This window comes from Geomonas limicola, assembly GCF_014193675.1.
Taxonomy (GTDB): domain Bacteria; phylum Desulfobacterota; class Desulfuromonadia; order Geobacterales; family Geobacteraceae; genus Geomonas; species Geomonas limicola.
Genome location: NZ_BLXZ01000006.1, coordinates 226962 through 243294, shown reverse-complemented (window position 1 = coordinate 243294; position 16333 = coordinate 226962). Strand labels below are relative to the sequence as shown.

Sequence of the window (16333 nt, the reverse complement as noted above, 5' to 3'; positions counted from 1 at the left end):
GGTCTAGTGGCAAGCGCGACAGGTCCTGTCGGTTCTCCTGCTGATATTGCCGCCTTGGAAGTTCTTCGGGTGCGGGTTCACGCGCACGCCCAGGGCCCGGTTGCCGCCGTGGCAGCGCAGGCAGACGTCCCCGTTGGGGTGGCAGGACTGGCAGGTCTGCAGGTTGCGCCGCGCCTCGCGGCTGTGCTCCGAGCTCCAGACCCCGCTGTAGAGCTGGCCGGTGCCGCTCGGAAGGTGCGACCTGATCCGGAAGCTGCCGCGCGGGTAACGCGAGTGGCACTCGTTGCAGAAGCGCTGGTCGTGGCAGCGGTAGCAGGTTTGCGGGTTGTCCAGCGACTTCAAGGGGTGGATCTGGACGAAGTCGCTGCGGTGGCTTCTCGGGATGTAGTCCTGCCCGAAGTTGGCGCGGGTCAGGTCCGCGTTGATGCCGCCCCCCTGGTGGCAGTCCAGGCAGTAGGCCTGGGTGTGGCACTGGGCGCAGTTGTGACCGGCCTTGCTGGCGATGGAGCGGTGCTGGCGCACCCAGTCGGCGTCGTGGTTGAGCGCCACCCCTTCTCCCTTGTGGCAGTCGTTGCACTCGGAGATCTTCATGTCCTGGTACTCTTTGTGGTTCTGCTTTTGCGCCGTGGCCTGTGAGACGTACACCGCAGACAAGAGCACAACGGTGCAGATGAACACCTTGTTCTTCACAGTGGCACCCCCTTTCTAGAAGTCGTAATCGAGCACGAAGCGGCCCGAAATGTTCTTGGTGTAGCGCACGTTGACGTCGTCCTGGATCCGTCCCGAGACCGCCAGGTTCTTGGCCAGCCGGTATTTTCCGGCCAGGTAGTAGCGCCGGGCGTACTCGTCGCCGGTCATGGAGTCGCGCTGGTACACGTCGAAGTCGATGCCGCCTGCCACCTGGGCATTCTTGGTGATGTCGAAGGTGACGTCGGAGATGATCCCGTTGGTCTTGCCGTAATAGCCGTTACGCGCATCGTACTCGACGCTGATCCCCAGGGGTTCGATGGGGCGCAGCACGGTTCCCGCCTGCCAGACGAAAGCGCCGCCCCCCTCGCCGAACTCCTCGCGGGTGATCCCCGCGTACACCGAGACGATCTCGTTGAACCGGTAGTTGACCTTGAGCACCCCCTCCTGGTAGCGGTCCACGGCAAAGACGGAGTAGATGGAGGTGGTGTCGAAGATGGGGTAGCTCTGGAAATACTCGCCGGTGAAGAGCAGGCTCGAGGTGGGGAAGAACTTCACGCCGGCCTGGACCTCGTTGAAGGTCTCGCTCACCAGGTCGTAGCGTGCATTGGCGTAGAGTTGCAGCGAGTTGAAGATCTGCTGGCGGAAGTTGCCGCCCAACTGGTCCCGGGAGTTGTCGCCGTTGTCCCACTTCCTGAACCAGCTGATCTCGGCGTCGGTCTTTTTGAAGCCGGCCAGGTAGGCGGCGAGGCCGAACGCGGTGTTGGCCGGGTCCCCGGTCTCGCCGCCGAAGCCGAACAGCACGTCGCGCCCCCCCAGGACCGTGAAGGCCACCGGCCCCACGTTGCGCAGGTCGACCTGGACGCCGTCGATGATGGCGCTCCCCGCCGCGAGGTTCACGAACTGGCGCCCCAGACGGAAGTCGACCTTGTCGTAGAGGTCACGGTACTCCCCGTAGAGGTAGTAGAGCCGACCGTTGAGCCCCTCTCCCGTACCGAAGTCCTGGCCGATTCTGCCGTACCCCTGCAGCGAGAACTTGCCGGCCGGATCGATGTTGGTGATGGATAGCCGCAGATACTCGTCCAGTTCGTTCTGACGCCGGTCGCTGGTGAAGCCGCTGGCACCGGTCAAAAACTGGGTGGAGCTTCTGCCGTGGATATCCGCCGCCCAGCTCGCGGTAGCGCTCAGCAGGGACATGCAGAGAAGCAATCGAGACACCCCTTTGATCACCATTAATGTAACCTCCTTTCCTAAAACGCTGATTGCAGCTTGCCAACGCCCAACGCTCAACTTGCGGATGTGGGTCACCTCCCCCGAGAAAAGGTATGCAGCTTCTGGTGCAACCGGCTCGCCGGCTGGCATTGCCCGGACACCCGCAGTCACAAGCTGCGACGCGCAAAGTTGCGCGACGACACCCGGCGGGACCTGGTACCGAAAAGACGGTTAGTTGTCGACAGGGGGAAATTCGTGGTACTGCAGAGAGGTGTCAGTTACAGCGTCAGACCCAACAGCATCCGACCCCTCCTCTCACTGGACAATCACATTAGCTCATTTTTATTGGCAGTTTCTTATTTACCAGCTAATTATGATTTAGCAAGAGTAAGCTGCGTTTTTTCGAAGAATAGTCCGACCTCGGGAGATGGGGAGACGAGAAAGCTGGAAGGCGCGGCAACGTCGCAAGGGGGGCTTAGCTGTCTGTCTTTCGGGAGCTTGCGGAAGCGAGTACGAGCGCGTAAAGGGTGAACCGAGGCGGGCGACGAGGTGTCGGTGCCGGTTCGCAGTAGGGCGGGATGGCAGCGGGATCAGGAAGTGTGGGGCCGGTGGAGTACCGTGGAAAGGCGCTGAGCCTCGACGGCGCGCTCGCTCGGGCTCCAGGAAAGCTCACGGGACATGAGGTCCAGCACCGCCGGTACGGCCTCGAGTGCTGCGGCCTGGTCCAAAAGGCCCAAAGGAATCCGGCGCAGCAGGAAATCCGCGCCGTGCCGGACCATCTCGTGGCGCACCGCGTAGACCACCTCCCCCTTGAGGTAGGGGTGGTGCGCGACCAGCCGTTCGGCCAAGGCGCCCCGGCAGCAGGCAAGGACCCGCCCCGCCTCTCCACCGTAGTTGCGGCTTAGGTGCGCGGCCTGTTCCGGCTCCAGGTGGAACTCGCGCGCGAGCTCGTCGGCCAGCGTATCGTGGAACCCGTCCGCCCCCCACAAGGGGATCCGGTCGCTGTGGCACCCCTTCCCTGGCGCAAGCTGGGCCACGCGCAGCGCCGCGTCCACCGCGTCCTGGGCCATCCGGCGGTAGGTGGTCCACTTGCCGCCGGCGATGCTGACCAGTCCGGTACCGGAGACGTTCACCACGTGATCGCGGGCCAGCCGTGCGGTGTCGTGTGCCGCGGGATCCTGCACCAAGGGCCTCAGCCCGCACCAGGCGGCCGTGATGTCGGAGGGGGCGACCTCGAGGTTGAAGTAGCGCTTCAGGTGCCGCACCAGGTAGTCGATGTCGCCAGGGGAGGCCTGGGGGTCGGGCTCGAGGCGGGCCGGGTTGTCGGTGGTGCCGACCAGACATCCCCCCAGCCAGGGGAGGATGAAGAGGACCCGGCCGTCCTCGGTGCGCGGGATGGTGATCCCCGCCCCGGCCGGGGCAAAGGAGGCCGGGAGCACGAGGTGGCTTCCGGAACTCACCGCAAGCAGCGGTTCCTGCCGCGGGTCGTCCAGGCGGCGCACCAGGTCGCTCCAGGGCCCGGTGGCGTTCACCACGCAGCGCGCCCGGATCTCGAAGGAGTCCCCCTCGATCCCGTCGCGGACCAGGGCACCCGCCACCCGCCCCTCACGGTGCAGCAGCTCCTGCACCTCCAGGTAGTTCAGGACCAGCGCACTCTGTTGTCGTGCCGTGAGCGCGAGGGCCAGGTTCATCCGGGCGTCGTTGAACTGGCCGTCGTAGTAGAGAACACCCCCCTTGAGCCCTTGGCTGCGGATCATGGGGAAGCGCCGCAGCAGCTCCCTGGCGCGCAAAAACCTGCTGTGCCCCAGGCCGAGCCTGCCGGCCAGGAGGTCGTAGAGCTTGAGACCGAACCAGACGTAGGGGACCTCCAGGGTACCGTAGAGCGGGGTGACCAGGGGGAGCCGGTGGCAGAGGTGCGGAGCCAGCCTGAGCAGGATTCCGCGCTCGTGCAGCCCCTCGCGCACCAGGTTGAACTGCACCCGGTCCAGGTGGGTGAGCGCAGCCTCGAGGTAGCGCACCCCGCCGTGCACCAGCTTGGTGCTGCGGCCGCTGGTACCCGAGGCGAAGTCCTCGCGCTCGACAAGCGCCACCCGCAGCCCGCGGCTCGCGGCATCGAGGGCCACGCCGCAACCGGTGGCTCCCCCCCCCACCACCAAAAGGTCGAACTCCCCGCCGCGCTTGAGGCTTTCCAGATCGGTCTCGCGTCTCACCACGTCTTGTCTCCACTCATGCCGGCAAACTCCGCCCGGCGGCACCGGCAACGGCCCAGAAAATGAGGCTCTCGGGGTAGCTCATCGGCAATTCCTTACTAAAGTTTGAACCCCATTGACCGATGACTACCAATGAGTCGCTGCGCTCGTTCGCCACCCCTCAAACTGCCGCTGCGGTTGCGCCCGCGCCCGCCCATCCGTCCCCGATCCGTTGCCTGCGCTGCTGCGCCCTTGGCAATCAGGTCCGACAAGACGGGTGTGCTTCGTGCCGAGTCCCCGCGGCAAGGTCATACGTTTTCCCGGGAAGGTCCATGCCCCCTTTGAAGATGAACAACCTGAGCTTCCCGTCGCCGGTCAGGACCATCGCGATTTTGCTGGTGGTGCTCTTTGCCATCGAGACGACGATCATGTACCTGCTCCCCTGGCTGGTGCCGATCCGCAACCCCTACCTGGAGAACCTGGCCGACGCCACCCTGCTGACCGCCCTGTTCACCCCCATCCTGTACCGCAAGGTTTTCCACCCCTTCCGTAGGGTAGCCGCCATGCAGAAATCACTCACCGACCGGATCCTGGCCGGGGTGGTGGACGGCGTGATCATCTTCGACGAGGCAGGAACCATCCACGCCTTCAACGCCGCCGCCGAGGCGATCTTCGGCTACCCCGCCGACCAGCTCCCCGGCGGGAAACTGCGGGGGCTCCTGGACCCGGTCCAGTTCGCCGCGGTGCTGGGGACCGGCACGGTGCCGCGTCCGGGAAAGGGGACCGCCACGCTGGAGGCGACGGGCCGGCACCGCAACGGCACGCCGCTTGCGCTGGAGGTCTCGCTGAGCCAGGTAGACTGGAATGGGAGCCGGATGTGGTTCGCCATCATCAGGGACATCAGCGCCCGCAAAGAGGGCGAAGAACAGATGAAGCACGCCCTGTCCCTCCTGAATGCCACCCTCGAGTCCACCGCCGACGGCATCATCGTGCGCGACCTTACCGGCAGGTCGGTGATCGCCAACCGCAGGTTCGCCGAGATGTGGCGCATACCGGAGGATCTTCTCGCCAGCGGGGACGACCGCATCATGCGCGACTACGTGCTGGACCAGCTGAAGGACCCGCACCACTTTCTCGAGATCACCGAACAACAGCGCAGGGAGCCGCAGCAGGAATCCATGGACATCCTCGCCTTTCGGGACGGCAGGGTCTTCGAGCGGGTCGCCACCCCCCAGGTCGTCGAAGGGAACATCGTGGGACGGGTCATCAACTTCCGGGACATCACCGAGCAGAAGAACCTGGAGAACCAACTGCGCCATGCCCAGAAGATGGAGGCGCTCGGTACGCTCGCCGGGGGGGTGGCGCACGACTTCAACAACATCCTCACCGTCATCATGGGGTACTGCAACCTGACCGCGCAGCAGCTGGACCGGGACACCCCCGTGAGGCAGAACCTGAACCAGATCATGGCCGCCTCGGAACGCGCCGCCGCCCTCACCAACAGCCTTCTGGCCTACAGCCGCAAGCAGGCCATCACCCCGAGGCCGCTCGACTTGAACCAGTGCGTCCACAAGGTGGAGAAGTTCCTGGCCCGGCTGATCGGCGAACAGATCGAGCTGGTCGCCAGGCTCGGGGCCGAGCGGATCACGGTGTTCGCCGACTCGACCCAGCTCGAACAGGTCCTCATGAACCTGGCCGCCAACGCGCGCGACGCCATGGAGCGCCGGGGCTGCCTGATCATCAGCACCGGGCGGATCCACATCGACCAGGAGTTCGTCAGGATGCACGGCTACGGAAAACCCGGTGATTTCGCAGTGTTGAGCGTCTCGGACACCGGAAGCGGCATGAACGAAGCGGTGCGCGAGAAGATCTTCGAGCCCTTCTTCACCACCAAGGAGATGGGGCACGGCACCGGACTGGGGCTCTCCATCGTCTATGGCATCGTGAAGCAGCATAACGGCTACATCAACGTCTACAGCGAGCCCGGGCACGGCACCACCTTCAACATCTACCTCCCGGTCTGCGGCGAGCCCGAAGCGACCCCGGCGCCGGACCTGGAGGCGATCATCGGCGGCACCGAGACCATCCTTCTGGCCGAGGACGACCTGAGCGTCCGTTCCCTGGTGCGCAGCGTGCTGGCGGCCCAGGGGTACCGGGTGATCGAGGCGGCCGACGGCGCCGAGGCGGTCGCCCTGTTCCGCGAGCACGAGGAGGAGATCGACCTGGCGATCCTGGACGTGGTGATGCCGAAACTGAACGGCAGGGAGACCTACAACGAGATCCTCGCCCGCAAGCCCCGCACCAGGGCCATCTTCATCAGCGGCTACACCGCAGACATCATGGACAAAAACGGGTTGGCCGACCACGGCCTGCACCTGGTGAACAAGCCCCTGCTCCCCAGCCAGCTCCTCTCGAAGATCCGCGAAGTGTTACAGGCCAGTTGAACCGTCCTCCCATCCCAGCGATAGCCTGACCGCCCTCCCCCAGCCGCGGTAGAGTCGCTCACGGACCTGGTCCGTCAGCCGCGGCACAAATTCCCGCTCCAGCTCCCAATGTTCCCCCACCCGCTGCGGGTCCAAGACCCCGGCACCGATGCCGGCCAAAAGCGCGGCCCCCAGCGAGGTCCCCTCGGTCGAGCGCGGTCGCACCACCGGCGCGTTCAGGAGGTCGGCCTGCAGCTCCAACAGGAGGTTGTTGGCGGCGGCCCCGCCGTCGGCGCGCAGCTCACGCAGGGTAAGCCCGCTCGAGCGCTCCATGGCCCGGATGGCGTCCACGGTCTGGAAGGCGATCGCCTCGAGGGCGGCGCGTGCCAGGTGGCCGGCACTGCTCCCCCGGGTAAGCCCGGCGATCACCCCGCGCGCCTGCGGGTCCCAGTACGGCGTCCCCAGCCCCGAGAGCGCCGGCACGAAGTAGACGCCGCCGCTGTCTGGCACGCTGCGCGCCAGCGCCTCCACCTCGGAGGGGCTCGCTACGATCCCCAGCCCCTCGACCAGCCACTGCACCGCGGCGCCGGCGATGAAGATGGACCCCTCCTGCGCGTAGCAGACCGGCTCCCCGGGGAGTTGCCAGGCGATGGTGGTGAGTACCCCCTCGCCGGGTGTGCTGCAGGCGCCGCAGTTCAGGACCACGAAGGCGCCGGTACCGTAGGTGACCTTGGCGAGCCCCGGCTGAAAGCACCCCTGACCGAAGAGCGCGGCCTGCTGGTCGCCGGCCACCCCGGTGATCGGGATCTCGGCCCCGAGAAGAGGGGCGTCGCTGTGCCCGAAACAGGCGGTGCTCGGGAGCACGTCCGGTAGCAGGGGGCGCGGCACGTCGAACAGCTCGAGGAGCTCGTCGTCCCAGGAAAGGGCCTTGATGTCGAAGAGGAGCGTGCGGCTTGCGTTGGAGAGGTCGGTGACGTGGGAGCGCCCGCCGGTGAGCCGGTAGATGAGCCAGGAGTCGACGGTGCCGAAGCAGATCTCGCCTGCGAGCGCCCGTTCGCGCACCCCCGGGAGGTTGGCGAGCAGCCAGTTCAGCTTGCTTGCCGAGAAGTAGGGATCGAGCAACAGCCCGGTCTTTTGCCGGACCAGCGCTTCGTGCCCCGCCTCGCGCAGCTGCGTGGTCAGGGGGGCCGTGCGCCGGTCCTGCCAGACGATAGCGCGGTGCAGGGGGCGCCCGGTGGACCTCTCCCAGATGACCGTGGTCTCGCGCTGGTTGGTGATGCCGATGCCGGCCACCTGCGTGGCACTGAGCGAGCTCTCGTCCAGGACCTGCCTCAGGCAGTCGAGGACCCCCTGCCAGATCTCCTCCGCGTCGTGCTCCACCCAGCCGGGCTGCGGGAAATGCTGGGTGAGCGGGCGCCCGGCATTCCTCAGTGGCACGCCCCGTTCCGTATAGAGCGTGACTCTGCTGCTGGTCGTCCCTTGGTCGATGGAAATGAGGTAGGCCATGGTCCCCCCTTTGCCCCGGTTCGGCATCCGGCGCCGGACGCACGAGCCGGTGTGCGGTCGCGATCGGGCCGAGCATAGCGAAAGTACCAGGAGAGTCAAGGGGTTTGTGCGGATCCGGCACCGGCTAAGCGGCATGGTGCAGGGCGGGGAGAAACGGCTGAGGTCGCGAGAGGTTGCCAGGTGTGCGGCAGGGAAGGGAGCCGGTGGGGAGAGGTAAAAGGGATTACTTCCTACCCTGCGCGAGGTCGGCCCAGCGCCTGCCAGGCCCGGCGTAGGGGCGTTCCAGGTAGCGGATCTGGTCGAAGCCGATGCGCACCCACCCTTCGGAGCGACAAAAGGCGACGATCTTCTCTTCCCTGATCAGTGCGTCGAGGTCGGTCGCCTGGACCAGACCCGTCTCGCCACTGGTAAAGACGACCCGCAGGATCATAACGGCTACTCCGCTCTGTCAATCGTGCAACTGAACAAGGGTAGCAGATTCCTTTCCTGCGACAAGGAGCTCACCGTCCGTGTCAATCGTGCTACTCGAAGTGCCAGATGAACCGGGTGCCGATCCGCTCTTCCTGCTGGTGCAGCCCGGTCACCGTGCCCGGCACGAGCCCCTGGTCGTAGTAGAGGGTGAGGTCGGCGCGCCGCCCCAGGTGCACCCCCATCTCGCCGGTCCAGGCGGGTGTCTCGCGCAGCGAGCGCACCAGGTCGTAGTCCTGCCGGCTCCCCAGGCTCTGCCCCGAGTAGCTGCCGGAGCGCTGGTAGGAGTAGACCGGGAGCTTGGCGGCCGCGGAGAGGTAGAGGGTGTCGGCCAGGGAGAGGCGCCAGCCTGCCAGGGCATGCACCTTGTGGATCTCCTCCGCCGCACCACCCTGCAGGTCCCGCTCCAGGGCCCGGTACCCAAGGCCGAGCTCCGGCTCCAGGGTGAGCGTCCCCGCCGGCTGGTACTTCACCCCGGCCGTGGTCAAGAGGCGCTCCGGGTCGAAAAAGCGGGCTGTGGCCAGCGGCGCCGACAATACCGGCGTGTCGAGCCCGGCAGCGAAGAGCGGCAGCGGAGCAACCAGCACAATGGCACAGACCAGGATCTTTATCATGGCCGCATTCTAACTAAAAAAAGCGAGATTGTCACAGCCAGAACTGCAGAAGCTATCAGTGCAGGGGAAATGCTCCGACAGAGCAACTAGACCGGAGGCGTGCAGACAAAAAAAACCTCCGGGAGCACTGCAGCAAACCGCGAATGGTTTCTGGCAGGTACCGGAGGTAGAATCGGCCCGAGAGCCGGTAGCTACTGGAACTTCACCTTGTACTTGGTCACCAGGTCGTACTGGGCCTGCTGAATCGGCGAGTCACGCACGATCTTGCGCCACTCGGTGGAGAACTCCGGCCCGGTCTCCTTGTTGGTGCAGATGAGCTTCTTGGAACTGGAATAGTAGCGCTTGGCAGCGCCGCGGTACTGCTTGTTGTTCTTCACCTCGTAGTCCATCTGGTACTCTGCCGCCTTTCCTTCCTTGGCGATCCTTTCCTTGCACCCCGGATACTTGGCAATCAGGTTGTTGACGTACCCTGCCCCTTCCGGGGTGAGTACGTAGCGCTCAGTCCAGCTCACCACCCCCCCCTGGGACTTGATGCTCGAGACGTCGTAGTAGCCGGCGCTGATGGCGTTGTCGGTATAGCTGTTTTGGTCCCACTTCTCGGCGGCCTGGCCGGATACGGCCACCAGCAACAGGCCGGCCAGCGCTCCACAAAGCAATCCTTTTTTCATGATGTCTCCTTTTAACGGGGGCCCACAGGACCCTGCGTCGACGGTTCTTAACCGCAATCCAGATGACCATACTATTGAGACAGTTACCCGGGGAGCCAAGCTCCCCTTGGGAGCTGCAGTTTTTAAAAAAGGGCCGGCGTCATGATAACGCCGGCCCATTGCAGGTCCAAGTGGAGAGGCCAAGGCCTCTCCTCCCAAAGCCAGCTTAGTAGGTTACTTTACGCAGAACCTTGCGGATCTGACGGTGGTCGCCACCGCCCTGGGAAGCGCTGTGGTCTTCGCAGCCGCCCCAGTTGTCGAACACGGTGGTGGTGCCATCCGGGCCTTTCTGCCCTGCCTGGATGTTGTCGGTCACTGCCGGGACGAACGGTTGACCGATCTTGCCGTTTGCGGAGTTGTTCCTGGACTCAGCAAGTGCACCAGCGGGTCCCACGGTGTAGCACCCCATGGCCTGGGCGCCGAAGTCGTACTGGCCGGGGATCGGCTGGACGGATTTCTGTTCCCAGTTCAGGTCGTTGCTGACGCCGCCGGTCACGTACTGGTAGGAACCGGTAGAGATCGGGTTGACGCCCTTGGTGACCGTGGTGCTGTAGGCCGGGCTGGACGGTACGGTCTTGCCGTCGATGGTGGTGACGTTGGCAGCGGGGGTACCCGCGACGACGCCGCGTACCGGCAGCAGGGTGAAGGTTTGACCGGTCATGTTGCCGAACTTGATGCCGTCGCGGTTGCCGGAGTAGGAGTTGAAGGTCGTCAGGGTACCGCCGGTGAAGCCGCCCCTGGTGCCCGGTACGTACATCACGTTGCCCAGACCCGGCAGGAAGCGCTGGTGCTTGGAGGTGTTGCCCATGCCGTCGGTGTAGGTGGTCTGCTTGGCGCCGTGGATGCCGCCGAAGATGTTGGCAGCGGAGATACCGGAGTTGTGGCAGTTCGCGCACTGGATGCCGAAGGCGTTGCTGAAGGTCGCGCTCTGCTTGCCGTAGGTCGAAGAGTTGGTCTGGGTCACGATGGAGCGCAGACGGGCTTCGCCGGTCATGTTGCCGAAGATGGTGTTCTGCGGACCGTTGCAGCGGTTGGTCTGCGAGTACTCGCCGATGTGGTTGATGCCGGCAAGACCGGTAGCGCCGGGGACGCCATAGGTGGCGAAGGCGTGGCAGTTGTAGCAGACCAGGTACGGGTTAGTGCCGTAGCCGAGGACTGCGGCGGTTGCGCTGGTGCTGGTTTTGACGCCCATGTGGCGGGCATCGGTACCGACGTTGTTGCGCAGCAGGTACTCGTTGTCGGAGCCGTGGGCGCCGATCGCGGTTTTGTAATAGCGGGTGATGCCCGCCTGGCCGCCGGAAGCTGCCCAGTAGTTGGCGGACAGGTTCTGGAAGGCCTGGGAACCGCGCGCCGCGAACTGGCCTACGGTGTGGCAGTCGGCGCAGTGCAGGGTGGAGTCGTCGCCCAGGGTGCTGCCGCCGTTGCGAGCGCCGGCCTCACCGGCCGCGTCGGCCAGGGTCACGTAGTCGGACTGGAACTTGCCGGCGTCGTAAATGGTGCTGCGTGCCCCCGGCAGGGTGGCCGAGGAGTTGGCGTTGAAGGTGGCCGGGTTGTTAATCTGACGGGCGACGGCAGCACGGGTACGGCCGGAGTAGCGCTTGCCGAGTACCGCATGGTGCGACGGGTTCGCGGTGTTGAACTGGCCCGCTGCGTCGACGACGGCCGGACGCTCCATCTTGTCGTACTGGTTCGAGATGGTATCGCCGAACGGGTTGATGGCCGAAGCGGTTTTGCCGGTGGCGTTCAGGCGCTTGGTGTTGATCGCGGTCTGCAGGGCCTGGCTGACCGGAGAGACTGCACCGTCAGCGTCGTGGCAGGAGAGGCAGAAGTTGTCCAGAGTGCTGAAGCTCGGGTTCTCCGGATCCCAGACCATGTCTGCGTCGGTGTCCGCGTTACGGAGGTGGATCTTGTTGTCGGCCAGGTGCTTGGTGGCGTCGGTCATGACTTCACCGTTGGCGACGGTACCTTCCAGGTGGCAGGCAACGCAGTGTGCATCGTTGAGCGTCACGCCGGTTACGTGGTGCGACCACTTCTGGAATTCGTCGGTGATGATACGAACGCCGTTGTTGTCGTTCACGTAGGGACCGTTGGCGTCGCTCAGGTTCTGCGCGACGGAGTGGCAGGAGACGCAGCCGCCGCCCGCGAAGGTCTTCACGTTATGCGGGTTGTGGCAGTTGCCGCAGGCGTTCTGGGTGTACACCGACATGTCGAGGGTGTGGATCGGCGGCGGTACACTGCCATGGCAGTCCCAGCAGCGGCCGCTGGCGGCCGGGTTCGGGTCGTTGTGCGAGGTACCGTGGCAGCCGGCGCAGCCGACATCGTCCGAACCATTTTTCGTGTTCAGCGTGTAGTTGTGGGTGGTGTAGTGGCCGGACTGCTTGAAGTTGGCGCCCAGGTTCTGGCCGTCCTTGTCCAGGGTGGTCTCGTGGCACTGGATGCAGGCGACGTCCTTGGCCTTCTCCTGCGGGTAGTACATCTTGATCGGGTTGCCGAGCTGGGTAGTGTGGTTGGAGGAGATGTCCACGCCGATGGCGAAGCCCTCGTACTGGACCGTGCTCCCCACAAAGGCCTTGACGGCCAGGGTCACCTTGCCCGGATAGATGCCGCTTACCATGGCGCTCGACACGTTGCCGAACACCCCGCGCACCACCGGAATCGCCTTGCCGTCGGATCCGGTACCGGTCACGGTGACCTGAACCTGGGTGATCCCCGCCGGCAGGCCAGCGGCTGCCTTCGGAGCAACCTTGCCCGCTGCGCCCTGTTTGAAGGCGAGCTTCGCGGAGACGCCGCCCGGGTCGTTGTTGCCACCAAGACCGAGCCTGTTGGCGCCACAGCCCGCCAGGGCGACGATGAGCAGGGCATACAGCACGACCTGCATTCTACTCCCCATACTGTGTTTCATCTGTTCTCCTCCTTGTTGTAGTTCCACCCTGTTGCCTTCCTGTGTTCCTCAACCGTCATCTACAAAGAAATCTGTGCAGCTATGGTGTGAAGCTCAAGGCACCCGAGGGCGCCAGAGTCGTCATTGTCCGATCCCCCCCACGCCGCCGGTCGCCTCGCTGGTCGACCAGGCCCCGATTCTCAGGGTCAGGTCGGCTCCGTCCAGCAGGAACAGGCTCATGGTGGCGCCGGGAGCGGCGTTCAAAAGACTGAAATCGTACCCGGTAAGCACCGGTGCGATGGCGTAGTAACCGCTGGGGATCCCCGCCAGGCTGAAGTTGCCGTCCCTGTCGCTCACCGTCTGGAAGGTGCTGCCGCTGGTCCCCGCGGCGACGCCGGCGTTGTTCAGGGTGACCAGGGTGAGCGCCACCCTCGGCAGTGCCGCGTTGTCAGTGTGCATCTTGACACTCCCGGAGACCGTATAGGCCGGGATGTCGGCCTGGAAATCGGTCTGGGAATAGTTGGTGCTGGTGGAGAGCTGCGCCGTCTTCGAAGAGGCATCGAAGATAACCGCGCTGCCGGTTGCGGCGTTCATGCGGGACGGCGTCACGGTGTAGACGGCGTTGGTGAGCCCGGTCACCTGGTAGCGCCCGTTGCCGTCGGTCACGGCGGTCTTGCCGCTGGTGAACCCCGAGCGGACGACGCTCACGGTGACGCCGGCAAGTCCCGCCCCGTTGGAGCCAAGGACCGTGCCGAAGATGCTGTAGGGGAGCGCGCTGCGGAATACCGGTCCCGCGACGTCAGAGCCGGTTACCCCGACCTGGCCGACCGCCGGCTGGAAGCTGTAGCCGTCCTTGAGCGCCCTGACCGTGTAGCTCCCCCTGGGTAGGCCGGCGATCCGGTAGGCTCCCGCCGCGTCGGTCTGGACACTGCCGAAGCTCAGGTTCCCGGTGGCGGCATCCACCACGCTCACCTGCACGTTGGCGAAGGGGAGGTTGTTGAGGGTAGCGCTTCCGAAGACCGCGAAGGTGGCAAAGTCGCTGTTCAGGTTGTAGGTCGTGGTCCCTCCGGTTTCCACGACGCTCAGCTGGCCGTTACTGGCAAGGGCGAGCTGTGCGTGGTCGAACATCCCGTCGAGCCCGGTGCCGTCGATCTTGTAGGCCCCGGAGATCGGGTCGACGCTGGTCGCCACGCCGTACTTGGCGAGGAGCGCGGTCAGGGTGGCGCGCACGTCGGTGAGGGCCTGCCCCAGACTCCCCGCGATCCCCTGCAGGGACTGGGTGCTGGCGTTCTGGTAGACCGTCGCCAGGTCGGCGCTGCCGGCCGCCTTGGCGACCACCAGGTTCGCCAGCGGGTTCAGGTTCGCGGTCCCCGCTGCGGGGGCGAAAGAGTAGAGCGCACTCCCGCCGCTGTCCGGCGTCACCTTGAGGATGAAGGGTGCGGAAAGCCCGCTCACGTCGAAGCTGTAGCCGCCGTTCACATCGGTTTTCTTGCTGAGCTCCTGGTGCCCGGCCGCGTCCTTCAGGGTGACCGTCCCCTTGAGGGCGGCACCGGTTGCGGCCACGCCGGAAACCGTCGGGGCCGGCTGGGCGCCGGTGCCGCCTCCGCCGCCGCATCCGCAGACGGAGACAAGGGCAAAAAGGAGTGTCGCAAAAAGGGTGGTTCTCATGGTTCGGTGCTTCCTTTGAGGCCCAAGGCCTCGCTGTGCCGCGTTTCATGCGTACGCCCCGGCCCTCCTTGCGGGAGAGCCGGGGCCTCGTTGTTGCTAGTTCCAGGACTTGGCGTTCGGGCTGTTGTGGCAGCTTACGTTGGCGCAGGTCTTGGCGGTCTTGTCGAGCACGCCGCCCCAGGCGTTCAGGTTGACGGTGTCGATCGGGCGGTAGCCGTTGGCGGTCGGGAAGTTCGGGTTCGCCAGGTACCTGAAGTGCTGGTCAGCCGTGAGCGTGTGGCAGCTCTGGCAGGTGATCGGCAGGCCCGGGAAGAAGGCGTGGTTTGCCGGGTTAAGATGGAAGTCATGCTGCCCCGAATAGTAGCTGTTGAACTGCGGCGTGGCGGGCGGCCTGACACCGGTCACCACGTTCAACGGACTCTGCTCGTGGCAGGCGTCGCAGTTCTGGGTCACGTCGATGGGGGTGAAGGCATTCACGTCCCACTTGGGCGTGCTGCCGCCGTGGCAGCGCACGTTGGAGCAGGTCTTGGTGCTCCGGTCGTAGTTGAAGGAGGCACCCTTCGCCCAGTAGCTCGCCGAGGAGATGTCGAAGAAACCGTTGGCGTGGCGCGGGTTGCCCAGAAGCGATACCGGGTCGGCACCGCCGCCGGAGTGGCAGGCCTCGCAGGTGAGCCCCGGGATCTTGCTCGCGTTCGTATGCACGCCGTGGATCCCGCTAGTCGGCTTGTTGTTGGTGAAGGCGGACAGGGTCACGGTGTAGGCGTGCGCGCTGTCGGTCACCTGGGTCTGGCCGTCGTGGCAGGAGACGCAGCCGGTGCGGTTGTTCGCGTTGGCCAGGCTCTGGAAGTGGCACTTGATGCCGGACAGCGAGCCGGACATGCAGTTAGGTGCGCTGTACTGGGCGCCCGTGCCGCCATCGAGGGCGGTGCCGTGGCAGCCGGTGCAGTCGTTCCCCACGTTGCCCTGCGCCATGATGGAGTGCGAGGTCTGGTTCGGCACCCCGCCAGGGGTCATGTTGTTGACGGCGATGGTCCGATTGGAGAGCCAGGGGGTCGGGTGCGGCACGTGCTGCTTGGTGTGGCAGGTCTCGCAGCCGTTGGCGAAACCGGTGGACCCGGTAAGTTGGACGTCGAACCGGCCGGTGTTACGGTCGGCGTGGCACTTGGCGCACTCGGCGAGCCCGAGCCCCACGTGACCGGCGGAGACGCCGGCGGCGTCGGGACCGTGCTGGGCTGCGGCGAGGTAGGCGCTCCCGGTCTGGTGCCCGTCCGGCGGGGTCACCTGACCGCCGTGGCACATGGTGTTGTTGTAGCAGTCCGGCGTCGGCGCATTCGGGCTCCCGGCCGCCTTGGTCGAGGTGATGATCCCGTAGCGGAAGTTGCTGCCGTTTGCGTGGCACAGCGCGCAGACCGCGGCATTGGTCGAGCTCGCCAGGCCGTGGTCGATGTTGCCGGTGTTCCAGGGCTTGGCCGGATGCGGCGCGCCGGAGTTGTGGCAGCTCGCATTGTTGGTAGAGCAGGAGGTCTGGGTCTTGCCGGCAGCGGCCTGGGTCCCCAGGCTGTGGCACCGTGCGCAGAAGGCGAAGCCCCCCGCAGCCATGGCGCCCAGCTTGCCGTGGTACATCGCGTTGCTGCCCCAGCCGTCCGGGTGTCCGATCTTGGTGGCGTGGCACTGCAGGCCGTTGGGAAGCTGCGCGGAGAAGCAGCTCACCTTCGAGATGCCGCCCAGGAGGTCCTTGCCGTGGCACTGGGCGCACGCGGTGCCGGTCTCGGCGACCTTCGCCGCCGCCTCGGCGGGGAGGATCCCTTTCAGGTTGGCCGCCACGCTCCAGTGCTGCTCAAGCCAGTTGGCGGCGTGTTTACCTGAGTTGTCGACCAGGCCGGTGGCCGAGTTGCCGTTGCCGTTGCTGCAGGCGCACAGCGCGCCCGCCAGACACAGCAGGGTTAGGTTCTTGATCCATGATCTCATATCGGGCACC

Annotated in this window: 11 protein-coding genes; 1 reads left to right on the top strand and 10 read right to left on the bottom strand. The window is 65.5% G+C overall.

Annotated elements, in window-relative coordinates; all coding sequences use genetic code 11:
- Positions 1-3 precede the first annotated feature (3 nt).
- The 3 genes from H7688_RS15730 to H7688_RS15720 all read right to left on the bottom strand — a co-directional run bounded on the left by H7688_RS15730 (position 4) and on the right by H7688_RS15720 (position 4112).
- Positions 4-690, bottom strand: a complete 687-nt coding sequence (locus H7688_RS15730; RefSeq protein WP_183362126.1) for a cytochrome C — start codon at positions 688-690, stop codon at positions 4-6.
- Between the two features lie 15 nt (positions 691-705).
- Positions 706-1920, bottom strand: a complete 1215-nt coding sequence (locus tag H7688_RS15725; RefSeq protein ID WP_183362124.1) for a hypothetical protein — start codon at positions 1918-1920, stop codon at positions 706-708.
- 569 nt (positions 1921-2489) lie between these two features.
- Complete coding sequence (locus H7688_RS15720; RefSeq protein WP_198424501.1) at positions 2490-4112, bottom strand: glycerol-3-phosphate dehydrogenase/oxidase; 1623 nt, start codon at positions 4110-4112, stop codon at positions 2490-2492.
- A 308-nt stretch (positions 4113-4420) separates the two neighbouring features.
- Here H7688_RS15720 and H7688_RS15715 point away from each other — a divergent pair, with 308 nt between their 5' ends.
- Positions 4421-6532, top strand: a complete 2112-nt coding sequence (locus H7688_RS15715) for a hybrid sensor histidine kinase/response regulator (protein ID WP_183362123.1) — start codon at positions 4421-4423, stop codon at positions 6530-6532.
- Here H7688_RS15715 and glpK read toward each other — a convergent pair.
- The 7 genes from glpK to H7688_RS15680 all read right to left on the bottom strand — a co-directional run bounded on the left by glpK (position 6518) and on the right by H7688_RS15680 (position 16323).
- Complete coding sequence (gene glpK / locus H7688_RS15710) at positions 6518-8017, bottom strand: glycerol kinase GlpK (RefSeq protein WP_183362122.1); 1500 nt, start codon at positions 8015-8017, stop codon at positions 6518-6520. The genes H7688_RS15715 and glpK overlap by 15 nt on opposite strands.
- A gap of 223 nt (positions 8018-8240) precedes the next feature.
- A complete protein-coding gene (locus H7688_RS15705; RefSeq protein ID WP_183362121.1) occupies positions 8241-8447 on the bottom strand; it encodes a GSU3473 family protein in 207 nt (68 codons plus the stop codon).
- Between the two features lie 91 nt (positions 8448-8538).
- On the bottom strand, positions 8539-9099 hold the full coding sequence (locus H7688_RS15700) for a hypothetical protein (RefSeq protein ID WP_246329832.1): 561 nt from the start codon (positions 9097-9099) through the stop codon (positions 8539-8541).
- A 191-nt stretch (positions 9100-9290) separates the two neighbouring features.
- A complete protein-coding gene (locus tag H7688_RS15695; protein WP_183362120.1) occupies positions 9291-9767 on the bottom strand; it encodes a hypothetical protein in 477 nt (158 codons plus the stop codon).
- Positions 9768-9972: 205 nt separating this feature from the next.
- Complete coding sequence (locus tag H7688_RS15690) at positions 9973-12708, bottom strand: cytochrome c3 family protein (protein ID WP_183362119.1); 2736 nt, start codon at positions 12706-12708, stop codon at positions 9973-9975.
- Positions 12709-12828: 120 nt separating this feature from the next.
- Positions 12829-14355, bottom strand: a complete 1527-nt coding sequence (locus H7688_RS15685) for a carboxypeptidase-like regulatory domain-containing protein (protein ID WP_183362118.1) — start codon at positions 14353-14355, stop codon at positions 12829-12831.
- A gap of 96 nt (positions 14356-14451) precedes the next feature.
- Positions 14452-16323: a CxxxxCH/CxxCH domain c-type cytochrome gene (locus H7688_RS15680; protein ID WP_183362117.1), complete on the bottom strand. Its 1872-nt coding sequence runs from the start codon at positions 16321-16323 to the stop codon at positions 14452-14454.
- Positions 16324-16333 lie beyond the last annotated feature (10 nt).

Bases quoted from the DNA above. Each gene is read 5' to 3' on its own strand.
- H7688_RS15725 (WP_183362124.1), bottom strand. From the start codon at position 1,920: ATGGTGATCAAAGGGGTGTCTCGATTGCTTCTCTGCATGTCCCTGCTG.
- H7688_RS15715 (WP_183362123.1), top strand. From the start codon at position 4,421: ATGCCCCCTTTGAAGATGAACAACCTGAGCTTCCCGTCGCCGGTCAGG.
- glpK (WP_183362122.1), bottom strand. From the start codon at position 8,017: ATGGCCTACCTCATTTCCATCGACCAAGGGACGACCAGCAGCAGAGTC.
- H7688_RS15705 (WP_183362121.1), bottom strand. From the start codon at position 8,447: ATGATCCTGCGGGTCGTCTTTACCAGTGGCGAGACGGGTCTGGTCCAG.
- H7688_RS15700 (WP_246329832.1), bottom strand. From the start codon at position 9,099: ATGATAAAGATCCTGGTCTGTGCCATTGTGCTGGTTGCTCCGCTGCCG.
- H7688_RS15695 (WP_183362120.1), bottom strand. From the start codon at position 9,767: ATGAAAAAAGGATTGCTTTGTGGAGCGCTGGCCGGCCTGTTGCTGGTG.
- H7688_RS15690 (WP_183362119.1), bottom strand. From the start codon at position 12,708: ATGAAACACAGTATGGGGAGTAGAATGCAGGTCGTGCTGTATGCCCTG.
- H7688_RS15685 (WP_183362118.1), bottom strand. From the start codon at position 14,355: ATGAGAACCACCCTTTTTGCGACACTCCTTTTTGCCCTTGTCTCCGTC.
- H7688_RS15680 (WP_183362117.1), bottom strand. From the start codon at position 16,323: ATGAGATCATGGATCAAGAACCTAACCCTGCTGTGTCTGGCGGGCGCG.